The sequence below is a fragment of the Streptomyces sp. GQ60 genome, assembly GCF_059758875.1.
The window spans coordinates 16504-42284 of the sequence record NZ_JCAXEG010000018.1 but is presented as its reverse complement, the minus strand read 5'-3'; the positions used below and the strand labels follow the sequence as shown (position 1 = coordinate 42284).

Sequence of the window (25781 nt, the reverse complement as noted above, 5' to 3'; positions counted from 1 at the left end):
ATGTCTTCGTCGGCTGCTCGGGGGTTTCGTTCGCAGCCGCGCGGATATAGGCGGCGGGCGGGGTGCCGCGCGGCCGGCCGCGTCATTGTTCCTGCGGTGGTTTGCCCTCCGCCGCGGAGACCTCGACGAACTCCACCTGGCCCTTGGCGTTGAGGCGGAGGATCGGGACGGCCTTGTTGCGGGGATTGCCGTTGTTCTGGAAGGAGATGAACCCGCTGGCACCGGCCACCTGCTGGGTGCCGTCCATCTGGTGGAACATCCGGGCCACCGCGTCGCCGACGACCTGGCCCTGCCAGCGGGCGGCCATCTGGATGCCGTGGGCGGCGGCGAGCACCGCGTCGTGGCCCATCAGGGCCCCGCCGTCCTCACGGGGGTCGTGCGGGAACCACTCTTCCAGCAGCCCGCCCGGCTGGAAGTTCTTCGCGGAGGGCGCGGACACCGCCTGTGGCGCCGCGCGGTACATGTCGGGGTGGGCCAGGCCGGTGTACAGCACCTCGATGCCCGTCGCGGCGGCGCGGGCCAGCTGCTCTGGGTTCAGGTTGCTGGTGTCGTCCCCGGTGAACACGGTGAACCGCTGGTCGGTGCAGCTGCGGTTGGCGAGCGCGTCGAGGAAGCGGGTGAGGTGCAGGCCGCGGCCGGCGAAGTAGACGACCTGGGGGCGCTGCTGGCACAACTGGCCCGGCATGTAGCGCAGCTCGTTCTGCCAGGCGCTGCTGACGGAGGAGTCGTACGTCATGCGCTCGGCGACGAGTTTGTGCGCGCCGCCGTCCTGGAACGCCTTGGTGAAGGCGGTGCCCAGGGTGGAGGCGTAGAGGTCTCCCGCCGCCACGTCCTGGATGACGACGCCGGTGGAGACTCCGCGCCGTTTGAGGTAGCCGGCTCCCGCGTACGCCTCGTCCTCGTTGGTGGGGGCGATCCGGACGAATCCGTTGATGCCCTGGATGTTGGAGGCGGTCAGCGTGGCGCCGACCATGGCGATCCCGTTCTCGGAGAAGCGCTTGATGGCCGCGAGGTTCTCGTTGGTGCTGGGACCGAGGCCGGCCACCGCGACGAGCCGGTCCGGCGAGTCCTTGCGGGCGATCAGTTCGTCGACGGTGTGCTTCCACTGCGCGGACTTGCTGCCCGGGTTGGCGATCAGCAGCCGGATCTTGGGCGTGGCGGCCAAGTCGCCCTGGTTGTGCCGGTACTGGGCGAGGTGGGCGCCCTGGAGTTCGTGGCGGACGCCCTCGGCCGAGTTGCTGTCCTCCGAGGTGGTGGTGAACGAGGTGAAGTAGGCGACGGTGACGTACGGTTCCTTGTCGGCGTTGGCGAGGACCCGGCGGTTCTCCTCCTCGATCTTCGCGCTGACGGCGTCCAGGTGCGGCGCGAAGACGTAGGAGCCGTCGCTCACTCCGACGCACTCGTCGTCCCGTCCCTGTTGGACGACGCCGTCGGCGCACCGGGCCGCGCGTTCCTGGAGCCATCCCACACCCAGCCAGAGCGCCGCGACGAGAGTGACGGCCGCCGCGGCGGCCAGCGCGACGCGGCGTACGACGTGCAGGGGCCATTCGAGTCTGGCCACGCGCTCAGCCCTCCCAGCCCGCGGTCTGTGGATCGCGCCAATGGCGGTACCGCTCGGCCTCGTTGAACAGGGCCACGATGTCGTTCCTCCGCAGTTGGGACAGCTGGGTGTAGCCGTCGGCGATCAGGTCCCCCAGCCGCATGGCGGGGTCGGCGAGCGGATCGCTCCACACCCAGCGGGTGGTCACCAGGGTGTGGATCACGGACTCGGTGTCCATCACGCGTCCGGGCCGGCGCGGGACGAGCCCGGCGAGGAGCTCCAGCGGCCCGCTGCCGGCCGGGAGCCGGTTCGGAGCGGCGGTGATCGCGTCGAACTCGGAGATCCACTGAGCGGCCGGTACGGCGGTGAAGCGCCGGGTCAGGTGGGCGGTGACCTCCTCGGTCCGCCCGCGGGCGAGCTGGTGGTACATCTCCGGCACCGGCTTGCCCTCGCCGCGGTAGTGCTCCGCGAGGAGCTCGTGGGCGGCGTCCCACCCGTCGGGGCGCGCGGCCAGCCGCCACAGGAGCAGCCGGCGCAGCCAAGGGTGGAGTACGGGGACCACGGCGACGGGCCCGGTCAGCAGCCAGCGGGCCCGGATGTCGCCGAACAGGGAGTCGTCGGGGCTGAGCAGCCGCGTGGCCACGGAGAAGTCCCGGGCGGCGGAGCACTCGGCCAGGGCCGCGCGCTGGTTCCCGTCGAAATCGCGCAGGAGGTGCCCGAGGGCCGTGTCGGCGAGGGTGGCGGTGGCCTCGCCGGTACGCAGCGGCCGGTCGGGCAGGGTGCGCAGCCAACGGTCCTGCTGCGGACCGGAGTCCGGGAGCGGCCCGGCCTGGCGCAGTACGTCGAGCACCTGGTGGACGGCGCGCGGCAGCCCGCCGGTGAGCCGGTGTACGAAGGGGGTGAGGCGGGTGAGCGGGGCCAGGTCGCTGTTGCCGCCGAGCTGGAGCTCTATCCGGATGCGCACCTCGTCCAGGTTGAGGTCGCGCAGCCGCAGCGGGTACCACCAGCTGTCCTCGCTGTCGCGGGTCGGCCGGTGGGCGTGCCAGTCCGCCAGGGAGGCCCGGTCGGGGCCGCGCAGCTGCCAGGGCCAGGAGTCCCCGGTGGCCGGACCCCAGCGGGGCAGCCAGCGGTTGGAGCTGGCGACGACGGTCAGCGGGTCGCTGGCGTGCCCGGCAACCACGGTCTGGTCGTGCCGGGAGCGCAGTAACAGGTCGAGGAAGCGGCGGCCGTATTCGGTGTGGGAGTTGTCCAGGAGCAGCAGGTAGGAGCGGGGCATGAAGTTGCGGGCGGTGTTGCGCCTGAGATCCTCCAGGAAGGCCGAGAACAGGACGAGGTCGAGCCGCTCCTGTTCGTTCTCGTCCCCCTCGTGGCGCCAGAGGTTGAGCTCCACGAGGGCTTCCATGGGGTCCGCGCTGCGGGTCGCGGGGTGGCGTCCGTACCAGTGGGCACCTGCGGTGAGCCGGCTGCCCAGGCGGCCGCCGAGCAGGCCGGGCACGGTGCGGCGGCCGCGCCGCAGGGCGTCCTGGAAGAGGGTGAGGGCGGCTGTGGAGGCGCCTTCGGGCATGCCGACCGCGCCCATCCCCACTTCGAAGAAGGCGGCCAGGTAGTCCCCGTGCCGGGCCTCGTTCTCCTCCTGGAACCGGTCGAGCTGGCGCTGCACCGCGCGGCGGCCCTCCGCGAGGCTGCGCATGCGCAGCTCCTGGTCGGAGGCGAGCAGGCCGAGGCTGAGCAGGGGGAAGTGGGAGCGGCCGTAGCGGGGCAGCTTGCGTTCCAGCTGGCGGGCCAGGAGCCCGAGGGCGTAGCGCGGCAGCAGGGACTGGGCCCCGCCGAAGTTGACGAAGGCGAAGGGGTAGTCGGGTCCGAAGCGCTCCATCAGCGCGCTGTGCGCCTCGCTGGCTCCGCTGCCGGCCGGGCCGAGGAGCATGGTCAGGGGACGCTCGGCCGCCGGGTCCTCCTTCAGGCACGAGTCGACCAGCGACAGGATGCCGCTGCGGCCCCGCAGGCCCATGCCCGTACCCGGTTCCATGACGTGTGATCCCCCCCAGGACGGCGCTCAGAGAAGTAGAGCCTGCCATCCGGAGGCGGAGTCAGACAGGGGTTTCCGCTCCTTGATTCGATTCCGCGTGGACGGACGGGGCATCCGGGCCGGTGGCGGACCCTGCACGAGCACCACGGGCAGTGGCGGCCTCCGGCGGTTCGTCCAGGACGTGCGCGGCCCGGCCCTCCCCGGGGAGGGAGAGGGCCGGGCCGCCGTGCGGGTGGGGTGGAGAAGGGTCAGGAGGCGAAGCAGAGGGACTGGCCGGTGCCGAAGGCGTAGCAGTCGATGCGGCGCGAGGCGGTCGCCGTCAGGCCCGCGTTGTCGGTCACGGTCAGCTCGGCGGTGTAGCCGCGCTGACCGGCCGGGTAGCGGTGGGCGACGGTGGCGCCGGCGCCCGTGGCGGAGTCGCCGAACTTCCACTTGTACGAGGCGATCGAGCCGTCGGAGTCCTTCGAGGCCGAGGCGTCGAAGGAGCAGTCCTGGTACCAGCAGGACACCGAGAACGCCGCGGTCGGCGGGGTGCCCGACGGGGGCTGCGTCGTCCCGGCGGTGACGGGCTTGGTGACGGTGGCGGTGCGGCCGGAGTCGTCGGTGACGGTCAGCTTGACCGAGTAGGTCCCGGCGGCGGCGTACTCGTGGGACGGCTTGACGCCCTCACCCTTCGCACCGTCGCCGAACTCCCAGGCGTACGAGGCGATCGAGCCGTCAGGGTCCTTGGACGCCGAGGCGTCGAAGGCGCAGGAAGCCGCCGATGCCGAGCACTGGGCGGCGAAGTCCGCGACCGGCTCACCGGGCTGGGTGGGAGCGCCGAGCTTCGCCACGTTCAGGAACTTGTTGGGGGAGCCCGAGCCGGCCCCGGTCACCACGCCCGACTGCGCGTTGTCCACCAGCGCGTCGCGCACCTGCTGCGGAGTGGCGTCGGCGTGCGCCGAGAGGTAGATCGCCGCCGCTCCGGCCGTGTGCGGTGTGGCCATCGAGGTGCCGCTCATCGTCTGGGTGCCACCGCCCATCTTGGTGGAGACGATGGAGCCGCCGGGGGCGAACAGGTCCAGGCAGGAACCGTAGTTGGAGAAGCCGGAACGGGCGTCGTTGCTGTCGGTGGAACCGAGGGTGATGGCCGCGGGCAGGCGCGCCGGGCTGGTGTTGCACGCGTCCTTGCTGTCGTTGCCCGCCGCGACGGCCACCGGCACGCCCGCGTTGACGACCCCGGCCACGGCGTCGTCGAGCGCACGGTCGGTGCTGCCGCCCAGGGACATGTTGACGACGGCAGGCTTCTTCGCGTTCCTCGCGATCCAGTCCATCCCGGCCGCGATCTGCTCCGTGGAACCGGAACCCTGGCAGTCGAGCACGCGCACCCCGACCAGCTTGACGTTCTTCGCGACGCCGTGCGCGCTGCCGCCCACGGTCCCCGCGACGTGCGTGCCGTGCCCGTGGCAGTCGGCGGAGTCCGCGTCGTTGTCGATGAAGTCGTAGCCCGCGGAGGCGCGGGAGCCGAAGTCCGAGTGCTGTCGGTACAGGCCGGTGTCCGCGATGTACGCGGTCACCCCGCTGCCGTCGTTCGGGTACGCGTAGGAGCCGTCCTTGGCTCCGTCGACGCGGTCGATGCCCCAAGAGGGCGGATTGGGCTGGGTCCCGGAGGCGCGGAACACGGTGTCGGCCTGGACGTAGCGCACGCCCGGAGCGGCCGCGAGCCGGCGGGCCTGCTCCGGGGTGGCCTTCACGGAGAAGCCCTTGAGGGCGGCCGTGTACAGCTGACGGACCGCCCCTCCGTGCCGGTCCGTCAGGCTCTTCGCCTCCCCGGCGGTCTCGGCGGTGGCGGCGGCGCGCAGCGAGGGCGCGCCGTCGAGGACGACGAGGTACCGGCCGCTCACCGTGTCCGCCGCGCCCTCGCCGAGGACCCGGCCCTCCGCGGGTCCGGCATGGGCCTGGGTGGCGGCGCCGAACAGGCCGAGGACGGTCGCGGTGGCGGCACCGAGACATATGGCCCCGAGCCGGGTGCTTCTTGCCGCACGCTGTGCACGCATCCAACTGCTCCTACTGATCGGGTTCCTGGATGCCCCGGCGTGGGGGCCGGGGCACGGGGACCACCCTCGTGACACCCGGGGGAGCCCGGCAATCCGTACCCGGGTCCGTAGGAGTACCTATTCGCCGCCGCCCGCGCCCCCGCCGCTACGGAGTACGTACCTCCGTACGGCTGCTGACCTTCAGCTTCCGCAACACCTTCGCCACGTGCTGCTCCACCGTGCGCGGCGAGAGGAACAGCAGCTCGGCGATCTCCCGGTTGGTCCGGCCCGAGGCCACCAGCCGGGCCACGTCCGCCTCCCGCGGCGACAGCGCCTCGCCGTATCCGCCCCGGCCGCGGCGGGCCGTCGCCGCATGCCCGCTCCCGCGCAGCCGCCGGCGGCACCGGGCGGCCTCCCGCACGGCCCCGATGCGCTCGAACTCGACGGCGAGGAGAGCCAGTTCACCGGCATCCGGTACGCATTCCAGGGCCGCGTCAACGGCCTGGGCCGCGCTGTGCGGCCGGCGCAGCGCGGCGAACTCGGCAGCCGCCCGGCGGTAGTGCGCCGACGCTTCCTGCGGCTGTCCGGCGGACCGGGCCACGGCCGCCCGGCACAACGGCAGCGCGGCCAGTGCCAAGGGGTGGTCGCGTCCCGCGATGGCCTCGGCGTACTCGCGGGTCAGCCGCGCCGCGTCGGCGGAGCGGCCCGCCCGGACGTACGCGTCCACGCCGGCCGCCGCCAGCTCGGCGGCCCAGCCCCACAGCCCTTTGTGCCGGACGCGGGCGAGCCCCCGGTCCGCCTCGGCGCAGGCCGCGCCGGCCTGACCCCGCGCGAGGTGGATCCGTACCGCCGCGGCGCCCGCGGCGGCCAGGACGGGCGAGGCGGCGTTCTCCGGATCGCCCAGGGCGGCCGCCGAGAGGTGCTCCCGGGCCTCGTCCCACTCCCCGTGCGCGGCGCCGAGGAGCCCCAGCACGAGGCGCGCCTCCGACTCGATCCCGGAAGCTCCCTGAGCCGCCTCCCACACCTGCCGGGCCCGCTCGCCGAGCCCCTCCCAGCGCCCCTGCGTCCACTCCAGGCGCAGCACCGTCGCGTCGATGATCCCGCGCAGGTAAGGGGCTCCGCACGCGGCCGCGATGCGGTCGCCCTCCCGGCGGAACAGCTCGGCATCCGGGTCCTTGCCCAGCCAGGCCGCGGCGTCCGCGAGGTTCCCGCACATCCGCGCCAACTCCAGGCGCCCCGCCCGGTCCGCGGCGCCGGCGGCGAGCAGGGACTCCGCTTCGCCGCGGACCGCCCCCTCGCCGAGGGCCATCCGCAGGACGAGGTGGTTGCCGCGCACCGCGAGCCGCAGGGCCTCGTCCCCGTGCGAGGCGGCTATCCGCTCGGCGCGGTCGATCCACTCCTGGTAGACCGCGTACGGTTCCCCGCCCCAGGTCGGCATGGCGAGCCCCGCCATGCCCCGGGCGGCGCGGGCCGGCCGTTCGTGGAGTTCGGCGACGGCGCGGGCGGTGTCGAGCCGGCCCTGGCGGTGGTCGCCGGCCTGGTTGTTCAGCAGAAGCCCCAGGTTCAGCCGGATGTCCCCGCGCACGGCGTCGGGCAGCGCCCCGCCGTCGTCGACCACCCGGCGCAGCAGCCGGGCGGTGCGGCGGTGGGTGAGCCCGATCGTGGCCGCGCGGCTGAGCCGCAGGGCCAGGCGGGCGCAGTCCTCGGGCGGCAGCGACGGATCGTCGAGGAGCCCCTCGAGGAGTTCCACGGCGAGCGCGGTGTCGCCGATCTCCCGGGCGTGCTCGGCGGCGTCCTCCGCGTAACGGCGCCACTTCTCCACGGCCCCGGCCTGCCGGGCGTGGTAGGCGAGCCGTACGAGCGGAGGCGCGGGCAGCGCGGCCAGAGCGGTGACGGCACGCAGGTGCAGGCGCCGCCGCTCGGGGCCCAGCAGGGCTTCGTACACGGCCTGTTGGGCCAGCCCGTGGCGGAACCCGTACCGGTCCTCGCCCCAGTCGTGGAGCACCCCGGCCCGCAGCGCGGCCCCCACCGCCCCGGCCCCGGCCTCCTCGTCGAGCCCCGCCACGGCGGTGACCAGGGCCTCCTGCGCCGGATCGCGCAGCACCGCGGCGGCGTGGACGACGGCCAGGGCCGGCGCGTCCAGACCGGCGGTCCGGTCGGCCATCGCCTCCTGGAGCAGGGCGGGCACGGCCGTGGGAGGACCCGGCCCACGGACGAACTCCTCCAGTACGAAGGGGATTCCGGCGGTGCGCTCGTGCAATTCGCCGGCCAGCCGTGCGGATACGGGCCCGCCCGTGAGCGCGGCGGCCAGGGTGCGCACCTCGCCCGCGTCGAGCGCCTCCAGCCGCATCAGCAGGGACTCGTGACCGGCCGCCCGCCGGTAGGCACGCCCCAACGGCAGCCCGGGGGAGGGCAGGTCCTCCCGGCGGTACGTGAGCACGGTGGCGAGCCCCTGCGGCGGATCCTCGATCAGGAACCGGATCAGGTCGCGGGTGCCGTCGTCGGCCCAGTGGAGGTCCTCGACGACGAGCACGGCCGGACACGCGGCTGCCAGCAGCGCTCCCACCGCACGGAAGATCCGGTGCGTGGCGGCGGCCGGGTCGTGCAACGGCTCGCAGGGCGGGGGCAGCCGCTCGGCGAGTTCGGGCAAGTACGGCCGCAGCGCCCCGCACACCGGGCTGAGCCCGGCCGGGACGGCGGGGGCCAGGGTCCGCAGCACATCGAACAGCGGCCCGTACGGAAACGGCTCGCGCAGCGGCGGACAACTTCCGGACAGCACCCGCGCCCCGCGGTCGGGCCGCCGCGCGAGCACTTCGCGCACGAGTCGCGTCTTGCCGATCCCGGCCTCGCCCTCGACCAGCACCACGGCGGGCGGCCGGGCCAGCGCGGAACGCATGGCCCGAATCTCCGCATCCCGTCCGACCAGCACCGATGCGCCCATCCCCGCCGTCATGCGGGTGGAGTCTACGCACCGCTACGGGCCCCCGGTAGGGCCGCGGTTCCGAGGGTTGCGTCGGTGGTGCGCCTGCTGTGGCGAAGGTGTGAAGGGGCCGGGTGTGGGCAGACCAGGGCCACGGGGCGTGTGCGACGGAGCCGCGCCCCGGCCACCCCCACCGCGGGCGTTTCCCGCGTAGCCCGGCCGCGGGGCCGGCTCAGTCCTCGTCGGCTCCGGCCGGGGGATCCATCGCGGCGATGCGCCGGTGGACGACGAGGGTGGCGGCCATCGCACTGAGGGCGAAGGCCACGCCGATGACAGCGGGGCGGTCGAGCCTGTGCCGGCTGACGTGGTCGAGGGAGATGCGCCCCGGCCCGGTGACGCCGAGGCAGGCAGCGACGGAGCCGAGCAGGGCCGGGTACTCGAAGCCGCCCCCTTGGGCGAAGAAGCCGGCAGGAGCGTGGACGGAGACGGCCCCTGCCATGGCACCCGCGGCGGCGGCACCCGCCGCCGGGGTGGCGAGACCCAGCGCCAGCAGGGCACCGCCGCCCGCCTCGCCGAGCCCGGCGGCGATGGCGCTCGGTCTGCCCGGGCTGAAGCCCATGTGCTCCATCGCCCGGGCCGTTCCCTCGATGCCGCCGCCGCCGAACCAGCCGAAGAGCTTCTGCGTGCCGTGTGCCATCAGCACGCCGCCTGCCGCGAGGCGCAGGGTGAGCAGCCCGAGGTCCTTGCGAAGGGTGAAGTGCATGAGCGGCCTCTCGATAGAAGTGCATCGGCGGGAATGCATCGACGGAATGCATCGGGAATGCATCGGGAATGCTCGGGAAGGCACCGGGAACGCATCGGCGCAATCCCTTCGCCCCCTTCCACCCCTTCCACGCCTTCCGTACCCCCACACCGCACCCGCCCCGGATGGACGGGTGGGTTTGCGGCGGTCCGCTGCGGTTAGATGCTCCACGTGCATCCGCGTCCTCCACCGGTCGAGAGGGGCACCATGGTTCCCACCACCGCTCCGGCGGGCCCGCCGGCTCCCGGCGGCCTGAGCCCCCCGGCTCCGCCCGACGCTCCGCTGCCCGAGGACCACACCCAGGCGATCCTGGAAACGACCAAGCACGTGGCGGCGCTGCTCAAGCAGACCGGAAGGCCCTTCGCCCTCGCGGGCAGCGTGGCCGCCTTCGCCCATGGCCTGCCGGCCCGGTTCCAGCACGACACGGACTTCTGCGTCCGGCCCGAGGACGCCGACGCGGCCGTCGAGGCCTTGGAGGGCGGCGGCATCTCCATGCGCCGGGCCCCCGAGGACTGGCTCGTCAAAGGCAGCTCGGGCGGGGAGGAGATCGACCTCATCTTCGAGCTGGCGCGGCGTCCGGTCAGTACGGAACTGCTCGACCGGGCGTGCGTCAAGGCGGTGGACTCGGTGTGGATGCCGGTCCTCTCGCCCACCGACCTCATGGAGAGCCGTCTCGTGGCGCTCTGCGAGCACTACTGCGATTTCGGCGACCTGCTGCCCATGGCCCGCATGCTGCGCGAACAGATCGACTGGGAGCGCCTCGACCGCGACCACCGGGGAAGCCCGCTCTCGGACGCTTTCCTCTACCTGCTCGCGCGACTCCAGGTCATCGACCGCCCCGCGGGGCCCGACGGGAGAGAGGAGGCGACGTGAACTCCGACGGCATCACCGAGTACCGCATCGAGCACCTGCGCGACCGGCTCGCGCGCGAGGAGACCGCCGAGCTCGGCGTACGCGTCGACACGCACGGCTCCCGAGCCGTCGTCCGGGGCTGCGTCCCCGACGAGCAGTGCAGGGCGGCCGTCCTGCGCATGGCGGGGGAGGAGCTGAGGGGCCTCGACTGGTACGACGACCTCACCGTGAGCCACCCCCGGCCGCCCGACCATTCCGAGGAGTTGCCGTGATCCGCGTGGCGGCCGTCGGGGACATCCACCTCGGCCCGGACAGCGCCGGGACGCTCCGGCCCGCGTTCGACACCCTCGGGGACTGCGCGGACGTGCTGCTGCTGGCGGGCGACCTCACCCGCCACGGCACGCCGTCGGAGGCCCGGGTGGTGGCGGCGGAAGTCGCCGGACTGCCGGTGCCCGTCGTCGCGGTCCTCGGGAACCACGACTACCAGAGCGACCTGCAGGACGCCGTCACCGGAGAGCTGCGGGCGGCCGGCGTGCACGTCCTGGAGGGCGGCGGCGTCGCCCTCGACCTCGCCGGTACGAAGCTCGGCGTCGCGGGGACCAAGGGCTTCTGCGGAGGCTTCGCCGGGCGCAGCGCCAGCGAGTTCGGCGAACCGGAGATGAAGTCGTTCATCCGCTACACCCGCGGCTGCGCGGAGGGCCTCGGGCGGGCACTGGCCGAGCTCCGCGAAGCCGGTTGCGCGCTGCGCATCGCTCTGACGCACTTCGCGCCCGTACCCGACACGCTGGCGGGCGAGCCGCGGGAGATCTACCCCTTCCTCGGCAGCTACCTGCTCGCCGAGGCGATGGACGAGCAGGGTGCCGACCTGGCCGTCCACGGCCACGCCCACCTCGGCACCGAGCACGGGATGACGGCGGGAGGCATCAGGGTCCGGAACGTCGCCATGCCCGTCATCGACCGGGCCTTCGCCGTCTACCACCTCGGGCCGGACGGGCACGCGTCCGATCCGTCCGCCGTCGGCCGACCGCAGGTTCACGCGGGCGCGAACGGCTCGGCCCCTGCCGGCGCACCCGCCCCGGCCCGAAGGCCGAGCGTCTGAGCTCGCCGGACGGGTCCCTCGAGGTCGGCCCCGCACGGCCGGTCACTCGCGGTCGGCCTCCAGGAGGTCCAGGACGGCCTGCTCAACGGCGCCGTGCGTGGCCGGCTCGCCGAACAGGCCGTCCTCGCCGAGCTTGCCGAGGGCCGGCGCGATGGTCTCCCCGGCTTCGTAGAGTTCGATGACACGTGGGTCGATGTACGACGCGCGGCAGACGGCGGGAGTGTTGCCGAGATAGTCGCTGACCTCGCGCACGGCGCGCGCCACGACCCTGCCGCGCCGGGCATCGGAGGCGCCGGCGGTGCTTTCGGAGACCGCCAGGGCGACTGCGGCCAGGACGGTGGCGTACCAGGTCCGGAAGTCCTTGGCCGTCACTTCCCGTCCCGCGAGCTCCCGCAGGTAGTCGTTCAGGTCCTCGGCATGGACGTCGTGCCAGGACCCGTGCTCCCAGTAGGCGAACAGCCTCGGCCCGGGATCCCTGCGCCGCAGCAGGGCGCGGATCACGGCGTGGGCCTGCCGGTCCACCAGCGTGCGCGTGACCGTCCTGCCGGACTTGGCGGGGAAGTCGAGCCGGATCTCGCCGTTCCGGCAGGCGGCGACGTGCTCCCGTAGCAGCGTGGTCAGTCCGAAACTCCCGTTGTCCCGGGCGTAGCGGTCGCCGCCGATCCTCAGGAAGCCCAGGTCGAGCAGCCTGGTCAGGCAGGCCAGCACCCGGACACGGGTCAGACCGCGGCCGTCGAGATCGCGCGTCACGTGTTCGCGCAGCCGCGGGAGCGTGCGGGCCACCCGACGGACGTGCTCGTGCTTGGCGGCGTCGCGCTCTTCACGGAACGCCGGATGGTAGAGGTACTGGCGACGCCCGGCGGCGTCCGTCCCCAGGGCCTGGAGGTGGCCGCTGGGCCACGGGCAGATCCAGACGTCCTGCCAGGCCGGGGGTATCACGAGGGCACGGACGCGCTGCCGGTCCGTCTCGCAGAGCGGCGCGCCCTCCGTGTCCAGATAGCGGAAGCCGCGGCCGTGGCGCACGCGGCGCCATCCCGGTGCGCGGGGATCGCTGGTCCGCAGCCGCACGGCAGCCGTCAGTCCCCGTCAGGGTGGGCCTGCGTGCGCAGCGTCCACGAACGGCCCGAGCAGTCGAAGGGCAGGGGAGGGAAGCGGTGCCCGCGGACGTCGGTGCTCTTGCTCCACACGTGTTCCTTGCCGCAGTCGCAGGCGTAGATGCCGCTCTGCGGGACGATCTCACCCGGTTTCCAGTGTTCTGTCGCATTCATGCCGTACGTCTACCCGGGCTCACGTCGTCACACGTACCGGAGCTGCTCCCGGCAGAGCCCCCGCACGCGCCGCGGCACATGCGCTCCTTTCCGGGGGTTTCCTCTCCTCCGAGCGGGTAGCCGAGAGGGCGACGAGCCGCGGAACCGCTTGATGGAGGCGGGACATGTCTACAAGCACACTCATAGCGATCATCGTCGCGGCGGCCGTCGTGGTCGTGGCGCTGAGCTTGACCCTGGCCATGCTGGCGCGCCGGCGCCACCTGCGCGACCGCTTCGGGCCGGAGTACGAGCGGACCGTCGAGGAGAAGGGCGGTGCCCTGGCCGCGGAACGCGAACTGCGCGCCCGCGAGCAGCGGCACGACCGGCTGGAGATCAAGGAACTCCCGGCCGAGCGGCGCCGCCAGTACGCCGACGAGTGGACCACCGTCCAGGAACACTTCGTGGACCGGCCCGACGGCTCCGTGGCCGAGGCGGACGAGCTGGTGTCCCGCTTGATGCGGGAGCGCGGCTACCCCACCGACGGGTACGGCGGACAAGTGCGCGACCTCTCCGTCGCACACGCGGGCACGCTGGACCACTACCGCTCCGCCCACGACGTCAAGGTACGAAGCGCCGACGGGCGGGCGACCACCGAGGAACTCCGGGGAGCGATGGTGCACTACCGCGCCCTCTTCACGGAGCTGCTCACGGACGAAAGGAACCGGTGACATGGAGACTTCGGACATGGAGGGCCGGCCCACCCAGGCAGGCCTGACCACGGAAGACCTCGCACATCCGGCATCGGAGGACGAGGAGCAGGCACCGGTGTACCCCGGAGAGGCCACCCAGGACCCCGACGTCCGCGATGTCCGCGAGGGCTACGGGGACCAAGAGGGGAGCGGGAGCGAGGTTGGCGGGGAGGACGTCCCGGCCGCGGCGGAGGACCGTACGGTCGCATCCGGCGGCGCGGACGCGCCCGCAGAGGGTGCCGACGATGACTCCGCGCCCCTCGTCGGCGCCACCGAATCCCAGGAGTTCCGTCAGGCGTGGACCGACATTCAAGGCCGCTTCGTCGACGACCCCCAGGACGCGGTCCGGTCCGCGGACGCTCTGGTCGCCGAGGTCATGCAGACGCTGGCCGGCACCTTCGCCGCGCACAAGCAGGAGCTGGAGGCCCAGTGGAGCCGGGGCGAGGAAGTGGAGACGGAGGACCTGCGGCAGGCGCTGCAGCACTACCGCTCCTTCTTCAACCGCCTGCTCAAGACCTGAGCGCGGCGGAGCCCGGAGCAGAGCCCGTTAGCGTCAGAACCCGTTCCGGAGCCGCATTCCGAGCGGGCGGCCTTCGGGGTCGACCAGAGCGTGGTGCAGCGGGGTGGCGAGCAGGCGCCGGACGGTGGGCAGGTGCGGAGCGACGTAGCGGCGCAGGCGCCCGGGCGGGCGCGGCCCCCGGCGCCCGCCCGCGTGCCAGGCGTCCAGCGCCGCGGCGGCTTCGCGGAAGCGGTCGAACGCGGTCGACGGATCGCACAGGGCGTCCGCACCCGCCCCCGCCCCGTCCCCGGCGTCGAGGTGCTCGCGCATGAGCTCCAGGCGCAACTCCCGCGCGAACGGGCGGGCGCCGTCCCCGAGCCCGCCCGGATCGTGCGGCGGCCTCGGATCGCTGCTCAGGTCGAGGACGGCGCAGCTCAGCTCGGAGTCGTGCGTCCACGACCGCAGATTGACGTTGTCGGACCCGATGGCGGCCCAGACGTCGTCGATCACGCACACCTTGGCGTGCACGTAGACGGGGGTCCCGGCATGGTTCTCCACGCCGTACACCGCGACCCGGTCCCCACCGGCGCGGTGCAGCTCCTCCAGTGCGGTGATCCGTCCGATCAGGTTCATGGGCCCGGTGAGCAGGCCGTCCTGCTCCGGGACGGAGGGTATGACGGCGGCCAGCCGCAGCCGCGGATGTTCGCGCAGGGCCCGGGCGAAGCAGTCCACGACGCGCGGGGACCACAGGTACTGGTCCTCCAGGTAGATCAGCGTCCGGGCCCGCCGCAGTGCCTTCAGGTACCCCCGGGCGATGCTGCGTTCGCCGTCGGGGGCGAAGGGATAGCCGCGCAGCAGCCGGTTCGGGTAGGTGCGCAGCACTTGGACGGCGTGCGTGCCGCACGGCAGGGGATCGGGTCCCTGCGGCGGCAGCCCGTCCGCGAAGGTGTCCTCGCGCGCCAGCCGTTCGCGCAGGCGTATCAGCGGACTGCGGCTGAGCGGCGCGGGATCCTCCCAGCGCTCGCGGAAGACGGCTTCGACATCGCCGACGGCCGGCCCGCTCAGGGCCAGCTGGACGTCGTGCCACGGGGGGTGCGGACCGTAGCCGGGCGCCAAGGGCAGGGATTGGGGGTCGCCGCGGTGGTCGGCGTCGTCGTTGCGGTTGTGGCAGAGGTCGATCCCGCCGACGTACGCGACATCGCAGTCGGGCCGGCCGGGATGCCGCAGGACCACCATCTTCTGGTGGTGCGAGCCGCCCGGCCGCACGCGCAGGTCGAGCAGGCACTCACCGCCCGCCGCTTCGACCCGCTCGCTGAGGGAGCGGTTCTCCTCCTCGCTGAACCGCAAGCCGTCCAGGTGCGAACGCCACAGCAGGCCCTTGACGATGACACCGCGCTCGGCCGCCGCGGCCAGCACGGCCGCGATCTCCGTACCGGCTCCGTCCAGCCGCTCGTCGGGATCGCCGCGCCAGTCGGTGAACAGGAGCAGGTCGCCGGCGCGCATCGCCCGGATCCGCGAGAGCAGCTCGGGGAAGTACCGTGCGCCGTGGACCAGCGGGCGGGCGTCGTTGCCCTCGGACCAAGCCGCGCCGTCCGCCCGGCGGTGCTCCAGCCGGGTGGCGGCATTGCCACGTTCTCCTGGTGTCAGGAGCCAGTCAGAGCTGGGCATGGTAGGGCCTCCTCTTACGCGGGTACCCGCTTCCCGTCCCTTCCACTCGGGAGGGCCCGCACAGCTCGGAAGGAGAGGCCGTGGCGGTAACGGAACTGGACGCCTTCGCCGAAGTCCTGGACGGCCCCGTCTACGTGGTCACGACCGCGGGCGGGGCCGGGGGCTCGGACCAGCGGGCCGGCTGTCTCGTCGGCTTCGCCTCGCAGTGCTCGATCAGGCCGCCGCGCTTCATCGTGTGGCTGTCCACGCTCAACCACACCTTCCGGGTGGCACGGACGGCCTCCCACCTCGCGGTGCATGTGCTCGGCCGCGACCAGCGGTCGCTGGCGGAGCTGTTCGGGGGTGAGACGGGCGACCGGACGGACAAGTTCGACCGGACCGAGTGGACGGTCAGCGCGGACGGCGTCCCGTTGCTGGCCGGTGTGCCCGCATGGTTCGTGGGGCGGATCGAGGCACGGATCGACGGGGGCGACCACGGCGGCCACGCGGGCGACCACGTCGGCTTCCTCCTGGCGCCCACCGAGGTCTCCCCGGCCCTCCCGGACACGCCCGCTCTGCTCCGGTACGGCGACGTCAGGGCGATCGCCCCCGGACACCCGGCCTGACAGACCCACCCCGGGGCCCTCCTTCGGGGGGCCCCGGGGTGCCGCCGGGCAGCTGACGGGCCAGCCTGGAGGGAGCTCTCCTACGAAACGACTCGGAGGACTCCACGTGGTCCGACCTCTGCCCCGAGTGCGCGGATGGCTCGGGCGCGTGAAGAAGGGCGCCGAGGGGCTCGGCGAGCGCCGAGCCCGCCTCCACGCCCGACGTGAGGCGGAGGCCGCGGCGGCCTGGGAGGAACCGGTGACGCCGGAGGCGCGGCACGGGTCCGACGCCGGATCCCGGGACCCGGCGGCCGCGGTGCCCTGGGGGGTACGGGTGGCCGCCGAGGCCGGCTGGCGGTTCCTGGTGCTCGCCGCGACGGTCTGGGTGCTGATGCGGGTCATCGGGGCGGTACGGCTGGTCGCCCTCGCCTTCGTCGTCGCGCTCCTGGTCACCGCGCTGCTCCAGCCGACGGTCGCCCGGCTGCACCGGAGCGGACTGTCCCGGGGCGCGGCGACGGCGCTCACCGCGACCTGCGGCTTCGTGATGCTCGGGCTGGTCGGATGGTTCGTCGTGTGGCAGGTGCTCGACAACCTCGGCAACCTGTCGGACCGCGTGCAGGAGGGCATCGGTGAACTCAAGCAATGGCTGATCGACAGTCCTCTGCACGTCACGGAACAACAGATCAACGCCGTCGCGGACAAGCTGAGCGACACCATCGGCTCCAGTACGAGTGAGATCACCTCCACCGGCCTCCAGGGCGTGACCGTCCTCGTGGAGGTGATCACCGGACTGTTGCTGGCGATGTTCGCCACCCTCTTCCTGCTGTACGACGGCAAGCGCATCTGGCAGTGGACCCTGCGGCTCGTCCCCGCGGCGGCCCGCTCGGGGGTCGCAGGCGCCGGCCCGCGCGCCTGGCGGACGCTCACCGCCTACGTGCGCGGCACCATGATCGTCGCGATGATCGACGCGGTCTTCATCGGCGTGGGCATCTACTTCCTCGGCGTGCCGCTGGCCGTTCCCATCGGCGTGGTGATCTTCCTGTCCTCCTTCGTGCCCCTCGTGGGCGCCTTCGTCTCCGGAGCACTCGCGGTCGTGGTCGCCCTCGTCACGGATGGGGTCTTCACCGCCCTGATGGCGTTGATGGTCGTCCTCGTGGTGCAGCAGATCGAAGGGCACGTGCTCCAGCCGTTCATCCTGGGCAGGGCGGTGCGGGTCCACCCGCTGGCCGTCGTCCTGGCCGTGGCCACGGGCGGCACCATCGCGGGAATCGGCGGGGCCGTGGTGGCCGTCCCGCTCGTGGCCGTGGGCAACACGGTGGTCACCTACCTCCGTGCGCACCCCGCGGCGAGCGCGGGGCCGTCGCCACCCCGGCCCGCGGCCCCACCCGTGGGCCTGCCCGTCGCCCCTTCCGGGGATCAGCGGGCGGGAGCGGACGACGCCCCGGACCGGTGAGCGGGACACCCGGCGAGAGGACAACGCGAGGGGTCAACCAGGGCCGCTGCGCACGGCCGGATCGGGCGGTTGTGGCCGTGGCACGGGCGTGTGGGCGACCCGGTGCAACGTGCCGCCTGCTACACAGCAGGACCCACCCGGATCCGAAGGGTGAGCCACGCGGAGGAGCGGACGGATGGACCACCCGGCGCAGCAGCCCAGGACGTCCGCGACGCCGGCCGGGCCGCCGGAAAGTCACGAGCCACGAGCCATCGCCTCCCGCGCCACGGGGGTGCTGATGGCCCTCGTCCCCTGCACCGCGGCCAAGGCACGGCGGATCCTGGCCGAGGTGGCGATCGGAGCCGGCACGGACGTGCGGGAGGCGACCGAAGCCGTTCTCGCCGCAGGGGCCGGCGAACCGGCCGCGCCCGTCGTCGAGGACGTGCTGTACCGCGCGCTCGCCCGGGCCCGTACCCTGCCCGCTCCTCCCCCCGGGCCCTGGTCACCGCCGCACCCGGACACCCTGCGGGAGCACGTGAACCACCTGAGAGCCGCCCGCCGCCGCGCGATGGCGGCTCCCGACGACGCGCGTGTGCGCAGCGAGCTGGAGGAGGCCGCGTACACCCTGTGCGTCGTGATGGGCCGGCGCAGCGCCCACGGCGCACTGCTGGCCGCGGAGGAGATGATCGCCGTCAACCGGCTGACACCGCGGGGCCTGCCGCGGGACGGCTGATCACCTTCCCGGAATCAGGTGTGCAGGCGGCTGTTGCCTTCCTCGTGTCCGTCCGCGGCCGCCTCGTCGAACCAGTAGTCGCCCGCCGCGAGGTAGCGGAAACCGTGGGTGGCCTTGGCGGGAAGGGCCACGGTCACGGCCCGCATGCCATCGGTCCGGGGTTCGAGGACGTGTGCACCCGGACGCCAGTCGTTGAACGTACCCACGACGCTCACCGGCCCCGGCGGAGAGTCCGCGGGAAGGACGAAGGTGACCTCGGTGGTGTGCTTCCGGCGCTTGCGCTCCAGCACGGACTGCTCCCATCGGTAGGGGCGGGCGGTGCCCGCCGACCGGGGTCAGCCTGACGACCACCGCCCGTTCCGGCTGACGACCCGCCGTACGGGCACCCGCATCACCCGTCCGGACGGACCCGGTCGCGTGACGCAGTCGGCGTCGCTCCGGTCCGAATGAACCGTTCCCGGGCCGGGCGGCGGGCGGGCTCAAGCGGGCCAGGTGCCGGTCAGGCGTTTGGCGGCCACCGCGCCGCTGCGGTCGATCGCGGCCTTGACCGCGGCGAACACGGCGCCCTGGAGGGCCGCGGCGATCAGGATCTCCCGCCACGAGCGGTCCTCGTCGGTCGCGCTCGGTGCATCGCCCTCGTGACCGAGCCGCTTCCAGAGCTGCTTGAAGGCCAGGCCGGCCAGCAGACCGCCGGTGGCGCCGAGCGCCAGACCCACGGGTTTGTAGACGATCTTCGAGGTCTCCACGGCTGCCTCCGTTCGCTCCCTGCCCCACGGCTCCTGCCCCGAGCCGCACGCGGCTAACGCGGAGCCGTGCGCAACCGCTGACGGCGCTCCGGGCATCGGGAGGGACCGACGTTTACGGGACGGGCAATCGGACAGACGCGGCACGTCAGAGGATCGCCGTGGAACGGAGTGAGACCCGTGTCGGGTGAGCAGAAGATGAAGGCCAAGAAGGAACAGGCCAAGGGCAAGGCCAAGGAAGCGGTGGGCCGCACCGTCGGCAACGAAGGGCTCACGGCAGAGGGGCGCGCGGAACAGATGAAGGGTGACGCCCGCCAGGCCAAGGAGAAGGCCAAGGACGCCCTCAAGGACTAGCGGGCGGGCGGCGTCACCGACGTCGAAAAGCGCACGGCCACGGCCTCCATCCCCGGAAACGGGCGACGGGGGCCGTGGCCCTGGCCGTACGACGACCCCTTGCCGCCGAACCGGGACACGCCCGAGCGGCCGCCGATGGGGAACGGTCGGGGTTCTGATGCGTCGAGCGGCCACGCCCCGGTGTGTGCCCCGCCGCTGCCGGTGGACCGGGCCCGGACCGTTCCGGGCGCGGTGGGACACGACCCCCACCACGAACCCCCTGGAGGTGGAGGGGGTCGGCTCCCTCGGTACGGTCGGCGAACAGCGGCCGGTACCGATCACGAGCATCACCAAGGTGATGACCGCCCACCTCCGTCTGGCCGGGGACGAGCGGGGTAGGCGCTCGGACGGGGCGGACGCAGCCGAGGAGGCAGCCATGAGCGAGCACGAACCTGGGGAACAAGGCCCGCACCACCCCCGCAACCGCCAAACCCGGGGCCGCCGCCCCGAGGACCACCGCGCCGAGTTGCTGCCCGACGAGGGTGCCATGGTCGATGAGCACGGGCGCCCGCCAGGAGTTCCCTCACGGACGGGTACCGGTTCCAGCGCGCCTCCGTCCGATCCGGAGCGCGTCGAGCGGGCCGCCGCCCGGGGGGCAGGGCCGGGCGCGCCGGCCGCCGATGACCGATCCCGGTGATGACCGATCCCGGCAGGGGCCCAGCCCGGTCCCAGGGCCGGCGAAGGTTGCGTTTCCCGGGCACGCGGGTCGACCATCGAATCAGGTCGGATCGTGGTCCTGCCCCCGGAGTGCGGCGCGGGAACCGATCCCGAGGTGAGGTGACCGCCATGGCGAACGCTTTCGGAATCGCGACGACCTCCCGCGGCCGCACCGTGCACCTGATGCCCCACGGCGAGCTGGACGAGGAGGCGGGCGCCGCCTTCGACCGGCTCCGCGCCGTACTGGGCGCGGACACCGAGGTGGTCGTCTGCGACCTGTGCGGAGTGGAGTTCATGGACGTGGCCGGCCTGCACCACTTCCTCGACTTCGTCCGTACGGTGCGGGAGCGGGGCGCCCAGTTCCACGCCTGGCACTGGCAGCGGCAGCCGGCGAGCCTGCTGGCACTCGTCGACGGCCTCCGACCGGCCGTCGCCGCGGAAGCGGCCGGCCGTGACGGCCGTGACGTGATGGCCGGGCTGTTGCGCCTGGACGTCGACGCGAGCGCCGACGCGGGGCGTGCCTGCGGCATGGACCTGGCGCGGCCGTCGAGTGTGGTTAACCCGGGCGGAGTGGGTACGCGCACCCATGGGGAAACCGTCCGTTCCCGGGCGGTCGTCACCGCTGATCCAGGCGGACGGGTCCGGGGAATCGAGACTGGAGGCCGCGGGAGCGGGGATGACTCTCCATCTGAGACAGCACAGCGATCTTGACGGGTCGACCGCGGCCGCCACGGCCCGCGACCTCACCCGGCACTTCTTCGACGACGCCTCGCGCGGTGGCCGCTTCGTGGCGCCCGAGGTCATGGACACGACGCTGTTGCTCGTCAGTGAGCTCGTCACCAACGCGATCCGCCACACGGCGGACGGCTGCGTTCTCGACCTCGAACTGGAGCCCGACGAGATCGTGATCGACGTCACCGACTACAGCGACGTGGAGCCGCGCCTGAGGGCGCCCGATCTGGAGGGCGGCGGTGGATGGGGCTGGGCCCTGGTCCATCAGCTCGGCAGCGACGTAGGGATCCGGCACCGGCCGGGCGGCAAGACCATCCACGCCGGTGTCCGCCTGATCCCGCCGGAATGATCTCCCGCACGGGCCGGCCGGCCGTGCGTGCGTGCGTACCGCCTCCCCGGGTAGGCGCCGGACGCGAGCGAGGGGGCGTACGGACGATCGCCGGCCGAAGGAGAGAACCGTGAAGGGGACGCACCAGAACCAGCAGCAGACAGACCGGTCCGAGGGGACGGCGCGGACCTGCTGGGACGACTTCGAAGCCTTGCGCGGTCAGATGGACCGCTTGTTCCGGCAGCGGCCCCACCGCACCCAGCCGACCGAGGCGAGCGGCGCCGCCGGCGAGGAGGGACGGAGGCGAGCCGGATGAACGGACACATCGGCTCCGTGCGCTCGCGCGACCCCGCCCTCGCCCTCGATCCGGTGTCGGCCGGGTGGCTGAACACCCTGGCCGCCATCGAGCGCGCCCCCGCCCTGGATCCGGCCGTCCGCGTGCTCCAGCACGGCATCCGCCGGCTTCCGCCGGGCGCCGTACGCGACCTCCTGCACGGCAGGCAGCTGGGGCATCCCCTGCATCCCGTGCTGGTCCAGCTCCCGGTCGGCTGCTGGCTGTCGGCCGGGCTGCTGGACGCGGTGCCCGGAGGACAGCCCGCCGCCGGGACGCTCACGGCGGGCGGCCTGGCGGGGGCCGGGCCGGCGGCCGTCGCCGGATGGGTGGACTGGGCGGAGCTGCCGCCGGCGCGGGCCCGGGTCGGCCTGGCGCACGCCGTGTCGAACGTGGCCGTGATCGCCTGCTACACGATGTCCCTCTCGGCCAGGGTCCGAGGGCACGCGCTCAAGGGAGGAGCTGGTCCCTCGCCGGGGTGGCCGCCCTTGCCGTGAGCGGCGCCCTGGGCGGACACGTGGCCCACGGACCGGACCGGACCGGACCGGACCGGACCGGACCGGACCGGACCGGCGGAGCGGCCGCGATCTGACGGCCGGGACCCGCCCTGAGCACGGCGGGCGCGCGAGACGAGAGCGGTGGTGGTGGTCATGGCGCGACCGGTGTGGGCGGGCGTGCTGACCTTCGGCCTGGTCAGCCTGCCGGTGGGCCTGTACACGGCGACCGACAGCCACACGATCCACTTCCATCAGCTGCAGCGCGGCACCTCGGACCGAGTCCGCAACAAGCGGGTCAACGAGCGCACCGGTGAGGAAGTGCCCTTTGAGGAGATCGTCAAGGGGTTCGACGACGGTGACGCGTACGTGCTCGTGGAGCCGGAGGAGCTGGACGAGATCGCGCCGGGCCGTTCCAAGTCCCTCGACATCGAGGGGTTCGTGGATCTCGCCGAGGTCGATCCGATCTTCTTCGACGCGACGTACTACCTGGCACCGAAGGGCAAGGAGTACGGGAAGATCTACAGCCTCGTGGAGCAGGCCCTCGCCAAGGCGGAGAAGGCCGGCATTGCCCGGTTCGTGATGCGCAGCCATGAGTACCTCGTGGCCGTGAAGGCGGAGAACGGCCTGCTCACCTGCCACACGCTCCACTGGGCCGACGAGATCCGAGACCCTCGCGCGGAGATCGACTCACTGCCGCGCAAGGCGAAGGCCTCGCAGAAGGAGTTGCGCATGGCCGAGCAGTTGGTCGAGGCGCTCAGCATGGAGTGGAAGCCCGAGGAGTTCCACGACACGTTCCGGGAGAAGGTCGCCGCTCTGATCAAGGCGAAGCGGGCCGGCGAGAGCGTGGAGAAGGCGGAGCCGGCGGCCGAGTCCACCAAAGTGGTCGACCTCGCGGAGGCGCTGCGTGCCAGCGTCGAGCGGGCCGCCGGCTCCAGCGGCACGTCCTCGCGGCACGCGAAGACGCGCGGCGGCGGGACGCCCGGGGCGGCGGAGCTGGCGGGCCTGACGAAGGCGGAGCTCTACGAGAAGGCCGCGGCGGCCGGAATCCCGGGGCGCTCGACCATGACGCGCGACGCACTCCGCGACGCGCTCACCGGCTCGGCCACGGCCACCGGCTCCGGATCCCGTCGGGCGGCCTGACCGGGGAGGACGCGGCCGCGCGGCCGCACGACCCACGGGTCGAACCGGCTGATCCCCGGCATGGCGTAGCGCGCCCTGGGCAGACGCCCGGCAGAGCCGCGACCGGGTGGGAGCGACGTGGGAACCGGGTCAGGTGAGGGAGCTCCACCCGGCCGCGGCCACTGCCGGTCGTCGGTCGGGCAGCCGGGATTGGGACGGACCAGAACGGGCAGGCGCCGCAGTGACCAAGCCGTGTCCGACGAGCCGGAGTCACCATGACGAACGCAACCACCCCCATCGGCGCGCACGTACGGGCCGGGTCGCCGACCCGTCCGACCGGCTCGGGACCGAGCCCGGTGCCGCCCACCCGCCCCGTCCCCGGCGATCCGCACACGCCGAGGCCGATCCCGACGCCCCTTCCCGACCCGGAGCCGTCGCCCGAACCCCCGCCGGCGCCCCCGACCCGGTAGCGGCGGCCGGGCCCCGGGCGGCGCCGGCGTTCGCACGTCCGCGGGCCAGGGGGCCGGCCCGGGAGGGGTTCACCGGCCGATCGGGGGTAGGCGCCAGGGGTGAGTTACGTAAGCCCTGGCCAGGAGTACACCCGAGACGGCCGCTACCTCAGCACCCGGATCACCGCCGACGGCCGCGACGGCCACCGGGTCGAGCCCGGCCGCTACCGGCTGGTGGTCAGCCGGGCGTGTCCGTGGGCGAGCCGCGCGGTGATCGTACGCAGGCTCCTCGGGCTGGAGCGGGCGCTGCCGATGGCCGTCGCCGGACCCGTGCACGACGAGCGGAGCTGGACCTTCGACCTCGATCCCGGCGGGCGTGACCCGGTGCTCGGCATCGAGCGGCTGCAGGAGGCCTACCTCGCGCGCGACCCCGACTACGACCGGGGCATCACCGTGCCGGCGATCGTCGACGTCCCGACCGGCAAGGTGGTGACGAACGACTTCTCGCAGATCACGATCGACATGGCGGCGGAGTGGAAGCCGTACCACCGGCCCGGGGCGCCGGAGCTCTACCCGCCCGCGCTCCGGCCGCACATCGACGCCGTCAACGAGGTGGTCTACAAGGACGTCAACAACGCCGTCTACGAGGCCGGGTTCGCCGGGACACAGCGGGGCTACGCCGCGGCCTACGAACGGCTGTTCGCCAGGCTCGACTGGCTGTCCGTCCGGCTCGAGCGGTCCCGCTACCTCGTCGGGGACACCATCACCGAGGCCGACGTACGGCTGTTCACCACACTCGTCCGGTTCGACGCCGTGTACCACGGCCACTTCAAGTGCAACCGGCACAAGCTGACGGAGCTGCCGGTGCTGTGGGCCTACGCGCGCGACCTGTTCCAGACCCCCGGCTTCGGCGACACCGTCGACTTCGACCACATCAAGCGGCACTACTACCTCGTGCACACCGACATCAACCCCACGGGAATCGTCCCGGCCGGGCCCGACGCGACGGCCTGGCTCTCGGCGCACGGTCGGGCCGCTCTGGGCGGACGCCCGTTCGGCGACGGCACCGCACCCGGCCCGGTCGCTCCCGACGAGAGGGTCGGACAGGGCGCCGGCCACGCGTGAGGACGAGCCTACGGCGGGGTGTGCGCCCCCCGCGGGTCCGCACCCGGAACATGATGCGCGGACCCGGGGGTAGACGCCGTCGGGAGACACCTTCGGGAACTGGCCCTACAGGGAGGCGCGATGCCGAGCGACACGCAGGCGGGACGGGACGAGTCCACGGAGGAACGTGCCGACCGGCAGTGGCAGGAACTCATCCAGGAGATCCGGGTCGCTCAGATGGGCGTGCAGATCCTGTTCGGATTCCTGCTCACGGTGGTCTTCACCCCCGCCTTCGCGGGGCTCACGCAGACCGAGAAGACGATCTACGTGGTGACGGTCGTCCTGGGTTCTCTGTCGACCGGCGCGCTGATAGGTCCGGTCGCCTTCCACCGCATCGTCTCGGGGCGCCGGATCAAGCCCGAGGCGGTCGCGTGGGCCGCCCGCCTGACGTTCACCGGACTCATCCTGCTCCTTGCCACGAGCACCTCGGCCCTGCTCCTCGTCCTGAGGGTCGCGACCGAGAACACCGTCGCGTCGTGGCTCGTGGGCGGAGTGTTCGCCTGGTACACGCTGTGCTGGTTCGTGCTGCCCCTGTGGGCCCGCGTCCGCTACACCTCCCAGCGCTGACGCGGAGCGCCGGAACGCTCAGCCCACCGTGGCGAGCTGCTCCTCCGCGGCGATGACGGCCTCGTGGGCCGTCGGCCGGCCCATGAGCACGCACAGCGTGTACACGGTGTCGTCCATGGCCCGCATGGCCGCGGGGTCCTGGGGCGAGGCGGCGAGGCGGGCCTGGCATCCGCGCAGCCGCGTCAGGACCTCTTCCGTCCGGGCGGGATTCGGTGCGATCCCCGCCACGCGGGGTCCCGCCGCCCGTCCCCGGGTCCGGGCGGTTTCCACGGCGTGGCGCACGGCGCGTTCGAGACGCGCGGGGAGTTCGTTGCCGTACGCGGTGGCGGTCAGCGCGGCGGCCAGGTCTCGGGGGGCGACGTCGGCCAGGTCCGCGGCCGTCGCGAGGATGCGCTGCGCCTCGCGGACCGAGCACGGTGTCGTGGCCATCAGCATCCCCAGGGCCCGGCCGACCGTCGGAACGGCGACCGGGTCGGGTGTCTGGGTGGCGGACGGGGCCTGACGGGTCGGCGGAGCGGGTTCTCCGGGTGTCGGCACGAGGTTCCTCCGGTCCGGGGCCGTGGGGGGCGGTGGGGCGGCGGCGGGGTGTGGTGGTCCGCGTAGGGAAGTTACGCCCGCTGCCTGGCCACGGGCCG

At 73.3% G+C, this 25781-nt stretch carries 27 protein-coding genes; 16 read left to right on the top strand and 11 right to left on the bottom strand.

What is annotated here, in order from left to right; genetic code table 11:
• Window positions 1-82: 82 nt before the first annotated feature.
• From AC6CKD_RS31605 to AC6CKD_RS31585, 5 genes are all read right to left on the bottom strand, one after another.
• Entirely contained in the window at window positions 83-1561 is a 1479-nt protein-coding gene (locus tag AC6CKD_RS31605; RefSeq protein ID WP_498332135.1) for an ABC transporter substrate-binding protein, read from the bottom strand.
• A gap of 4 nt (window positions 1562-1565) precedes the next feature.
• Window positions 1566-3566, bottom strand: coding sequence for a hypothetical protein (locus tag AC6CKD_RS31600; protein WP_498332134.1), 2001 nt, complete (start codon window positions 3564-3566; stop codon window positions 1566-1568).
• Window positions 3567-3814: 248 nt separating this feature from the next.
• Window positions 3815-5602, bottom strand: coding sequence for a S8 family serine peptidase (locus AC6CKD_RS31595; RefSeq protein WP_498332132.1), 1788 nt, complete (start codon window positions 5600-5602; stop codon window positions 3815-3817).
• A 145-nt stretch (window positions 5603-5747) separates the two neighbouring features.
• Window positions 5748-8522: an ATP-binding protein gene (locus tag AC6CKD_RS31590; RefSeq protein WP_498332246.1), complete on the bottom strand. Its 2775-nt coding sequence runs from the start codon at window positions 8520-8522 to the stop codon at window positions 5748-5750.
• Window positions 8523-8733: 211 nt separating this feature from the next.
• Complete coding sequence (locus AC6CKD_RS31585) at window positions 8734-9264, bottom strand: DoxX family protein (protein ID WP_498332130.1); 531 nt, start codon at window positions 9262-9264, stop codon at window positions 8734-8736.
• Window positions 9265-9510: 246 nt separating this feature from the next.
• On the opposite strand from AC6CKD_RS31585, the gene AC6CKD_RS31580 reads away from it, so the two are divergent.
• Genes AC6CKD_RS31580 through AC6CKD_RS31570 form a run of 3 tightly spaced genes read left to right on the top strand, consistent with a single transcriptional unit; the run spans window position 9511 to window position 11254 of the window.
• Entirely contained in the window at window positions 9511-10176 is a 666-nt protein-coding gene (locus AC6CKD_RS31580; protein ID WP_498332128.1) for a nucleotidyltransferase family protein, read from the top strand.
• Window positions 10173-10427, top strand: a complete 255-nt coding sequence (locus AC6CKD_RS31575) for a hypothetical protein (RefSeq protein WP_498332127.1) — start codon at window positions 10173-10175, stop codon at window positions 10425-10427. The genes AC6CKD_RS31580 and AC6CKD_RS31575 overlap by 4 nt, the downstream gene beginning before the upstream one ends.
• Window positions 10424-11254: a metallophosphoesterase family protein gene (locus AC6CKD_RS31570; protein ID WP_498332125.1), complete on the top strand. Its 831-nt coding sequence runs from the start codon at window positions 10424-10426 to the stop codon at window positions 11252-11254. Before AC6CKD_RS31575 ends, AC6CKD_RS31570 begins: the two co-directional genes overlap by 4 nt.
• 42 nt (window positions 11255-11296) lie before the next feature.
• On the opposite strand, the gene AC6CKD_RS31565 is transcribed toward AC6CKD_RS31570, so the two are convergent.
• The gene (locus tag AC6CKD_RS31565; protein ID WP_498332123.1) at window positions 11297-12322 is read right to left on the bottom strand and encodes a DNA topoisomerase IB; all 1026 of its coding nucleotides are present in this window, start codon (window positions 12320-12322) and stop codon (window positions 11297-11299) included.
• Window positions 12323-12330: 8 nt separating this feature from the next.
• Complete coding sequence (locus tag AC6CKD_RS31560; RefSeq protein ID WP_498332121.1) at window positions 12331-12522, bottom strand: hypothetical protein; 192 nt, start codon at window positions 12520-12522, stop codon at window positions 12331-12333.
• Between the two features lie 164 nt (window positions 12523-12686).
• Here AC6CKD_RS31560 and AC6CKD_RS31555 point away from each other — a divergent pair, with 164 nt between their 5' ends.
• Together AC6CKD_RS31555 and AC6CKD_RS31550 are read left to right on the top strand one after the other, a co-directional pair.
• Window positions 12687-13229, top strand: a complete 543-nt coding sequence (locus tag AC6CKD_RS31555; RefSeq protein WP_498332119.1) for a hypothetical protein — start codon at window positions 12687-12689, stop codon at window positions 13227-13229.
• A 1-nt stretch (window position 13230) separates the two neighbouring features.
• Window positions 13231-13770, top strand: a complete 540-nt coding sequence (locus AC6CKD_RS31550; protein ID WP_498332118.1) for a hypothetical protein — start codon at window positions 13231-13233, stop codon at window positions 13768-13770.
• A 33-nt stretch (window positions 13771-13803) separates the two neighbouring features.
• Here the strand turns inward: AC6CKD_RS31550 and AC6CKD_RS31545 are convergent, their stop codons facing one another.
• Window positions 13804-15417 (bottom strand): phospholipase D family protein, encoded by a 1614-nt coding sequence (locus AC6CKD_RS31545; protein WP_498332116.1) that lies wholly within the window; start codon window positions 15415-15417, stop codon window positions 13804-13806.
• 80 nt (window positions 15418-15497) lie between these two features.
• On the opposite strand from AC6CKD_RS31545, the gene AC6CKD_RS31540 reads away from it, so the two are divergent.
• The 3 genes from AC6CKD_RS31540 to AC6CKD_RS31530 all read left to right on the top strand — a co-directional run bounded on the left by AC6CKD_RS31540 (window position 15498) and on the right by AC6CKD_RS31530 (window position 18166).
• Window positions 15498-16022, top strand: a complete 525-nt coding sequence (locus AC6CKD_RS31540; RefSeq protein WP_498332114.1) for a flavin reductase family protein — start codon at window positions 15498-15500, stop codon at window positions 16020-16022.
• A gap of 118 nt (window positions 16023-16140) precedes the next feature.
• A complete protein-coding gene (locus AC6CKD_RS31535; RefSeq protein WP_498332244.1) occupies window positions 16141-17454 on the top strand; it encodes an AI-2E family transporter in 1314 nt (437 codons plus the stop codon).
• 175 nt (window positions 17455-17629) lie between these two features.
• Entirely contained in the window at window positions 17630-18166 is a 537-nt protein-coding gene (locus AC6CKD_RS31530) for a DUF5133 domain-containing protein (protein WP_498332112.1), read from the top strand.
• A 14-nt stretch (window positions 18167-18180) separates the two neighbouring features.
• Here AC6CKD_RS31530 and AC6CKD_RS31525 read toward each other — a convergent pair whose 3' ends face one another.
• Entirely contained in the window at window positions 18181-18456 is a 276-nt protein-coding gene (locus tag AC6CKD_RS31525) for an isoamylase early set domain-containing protein (protein WP_498332110.1), read from the bottom strand.
• Between the two features lie 189 nt (window positions 18457-18645).
• Complete coding sequence (locus tag AC6CKD_RS31520) at window positions 18646-18912, bottom strand: DUF4235 domain-containing protein (RefSeq protein ID WP_498332109.1); 267 nt, start codon at window positions 18910-18912, stop codon at window positions 18646-18648.
• Window positions 18913-19089: 177 nt separating this feature from the next.
• On the opposite strand from AC6CKD_RS31520, the gene AC6CKD_RS31515 reads away from it, so the two are divergent.
• The 8 genes from AC6CKD_RS31515 (at window position 19090) to AC6CKD_RS31480 (ending at window position 25146) form a co-directional block, all read left to right on the top strand.
• On the top strand, window positions 19090-19263 hold the full coding sequence (locus tag AC6CKD_RS31515; protein ID WP_498332107.1) for a CsbD family protein: 174 nt from the start codon (window positions 19090-19092) through the stop codon (window positions 19261-19263).
• 825 nt (window positions 19264-20088) lie between these two features.
• Window positions 20089-20670 carry an STAS domain-containing protein gene (locus AC6CKD_RS31510; protein WP_498332105.1) on the top strand — a complete coding sequence of 194 codons (582 nt, stop codon included), beginning with the start codon at window positions 20089-20091 and terminating at the stop codon, window positions 20668-20670.
• Window positions 20636-21040: an ATP-binding protein gene (locus tag AC6CKD_RS31505; RefSeq protein WP_498332103.1), complete on the top strand. Its 405-nt coding sequence runs from the start codon at window positions 20636-20638 to the stop codon at window positions 21038-21040. The genes AC6CKD_RS31510 and AC6CKD_RS31505 overlap by 35 nt, the downstream gene beginning before the upstream one ends.
• Before the next feature lie 109 nt (window positions 21041-21149).
• Entirely contained in the window at window positions 21150-21335 is a 186-nt protein-coding gene (locus AC6CKD_RS31500; RefSeq protein WP_498332101.1) for a hypothetical protein, read from the top strand.
• Window positions 21332-21847: a DUF2231 domain-containing protein gene (locus AC6CKD_RS31495; RefSeq protein ID WP_498332100.1), complete on the top strand. Its 516-nt coding sequence runs from the start codon at window positions 21332-21334 to the stop codon at window positions 21845-21847. The genes AC6CKD_RS31500 and AC6CKD_RS31495 overlap by 4 nt, the downstream gene beginning before the upstream one ends.
• 153 nt (window positions 21848-22000) lie before the next feature.
• Window positions 22001-22987: a non-homologous end joining protein Ku gene (ku, locus tag AC6CKD_RS31490; protein ID WP_498332099.1), complete on the top strand. Its 987-nt coding sequence runs from the start codon at window positions 22001-22003 to the stop codon at window positions 22985-22987.
• A 548-nt stretch (window positions 22988-23535) separates the two neighbouring features.
• Window positions 23536-24540, top strand: a complete 1005-nt coding sequence (locus AC6CKD_RS31485) for a glutathione S-transferase family protein (RefSeq protein ID WP_498332097.1) — start codon at window positions 23536-23538, stop codon at window positions 24538-24540.
• 120 nt (window positions 24541-24660) lie between these two features.
• The gene (locus AC6CKD_RS31480; RefSeq protein ID WP_498332095.1) at window positions 24661-25146 is read left to right on the top strand and encodes a DUF6328 family protein; all 486 of its coding nucleotides are present in this window, start codon (window positions 24661-24663) and stop codon (window positions 25144-25146) included.
• Between the two features lie 18 nt (window positions 25147-25164).
• Here the strand turns inward: AC6CKD_RS31480 and AC6CKD_RS31475 are convergent, their stop codons facing one another.
• Entirely contained in the window at window positions 25165-25683 is a 519-nt protein-coding gene (locus AC6CKD_RS31475; protein ID WP_498332094.1) for a DUF5133 domain-containing protein, read from the bottom strand.
• Between the last annotated feature and the right edge of the window lie 98 nt (window positions 25684-25781).

Bases quoted from the DNA above. Each gene is read 5' to 3' on its own strand.
- AC6CKD_RS31580 (WP_498332128.1), top strand. From the start codon at position 9,511: ATGGTTCCCACCACCGCTCCGGCGGGCCCGCCGGCTCCCGGCGGCCTG.
- AC6CKD_RS31545 (WP_498332116.1), bottom strand. From the start codon at position 15,417: ATGCCCAGCTCTGACTGGCTCCTGACACCAGGAGAACGTGGCAATGCC.
- AC6CKD_RS31495 (WP_498332100.1), top strand. From the start codon at position 21,332: ATGAACGGACACATCGGCTCCGTGCGCTCGCGCGACCCCGCCCTCGCC.
- AC6CKD_RS31590 (WP_498332246.1), bottom strand. From the start codon at position 8,522: ATGGGCGCATCGGTGCTGGTCGGACGGGATGCGGAGATTCGGGCCATG.
- AC6CKD_RS31560 (WP_498332121.1), bottom strand. From the start codon at position 12,522: ATGAATGCGACAGAACACTGGAAACCGGGTGAGATCGTCCCGCAGAGC.
- AC6CKD_RS31505 (WP_498332103.1), top strand. From the start codon at position 20,636: ATGACTCTCCATCTGAGACAGCACAGCGATCTTGACGGGTCGACCGCG.
- AC6CKD_RS31600 (WP_498332134.1), bottom strand. From the start codon at position 3,566: ATGGAACCGGGTACGGGCATGGGCCTGCGGGGCCGCAGCGGCATCCTG.
- AC6CKD_RS31595 (WP_498332132.1), bottom strand. From the start codon at position 5,602: ATGCGTGCACAGCGTGCGGCAAGAAGCACCCGGCTCGGGGCCATATGT.
- AC6CKD_RS31480 (WP_498332095.1), top strand. From the start codon at position 24,661: ATGCCGAGCGACACGCAGGCGGGACGGGACGAGTCCACGGAGGAACGT.
- AC6CKD_RS31585 (WP_498332130.1), bottom strand. From the start codon at position 9,264: ATGCACTTCACCCTTCGCAAGGACCTCGGGCTGCTCACCCTGCGCCTC.
- AC6CKD_RS31550 (WP_498332118.1), top strand. From the start codon at position 13,231: ATGGAGACTTCGGACATGGAGGGCCGGCCCACCCAGGCAGGCCTGACC.
- AC6CKD_RS31530 (WP_498332112.1), top strand. From the start codon at position 17,630: ATGGACCACCCGGCGCAGCAGCCCAGGACGTCCGCGACGCCGGCCGGG.
- AC6CKD_RS31510 (WP_498332105.1), top strand. From the start codon at position 20,089: ATGGCGAACGCTTTCGGAATCGCGACGACCTCCCGCGGCCGCACCGTG.
- ku (WP_498332099.1), top strand. From the start codon at position 22,001: ATGGCGCGACCGGTGTGGGCGGGCGTGCTGACCTTCGGCCTGGTCAGC.
- AC6CKD_RS31555 (WP_498332119.1), top strand. From the start codon at position 12,687: ATGTCTACAAGCACACTCATAGCGATCATCGTCGCGGCGGCCGTCGTG.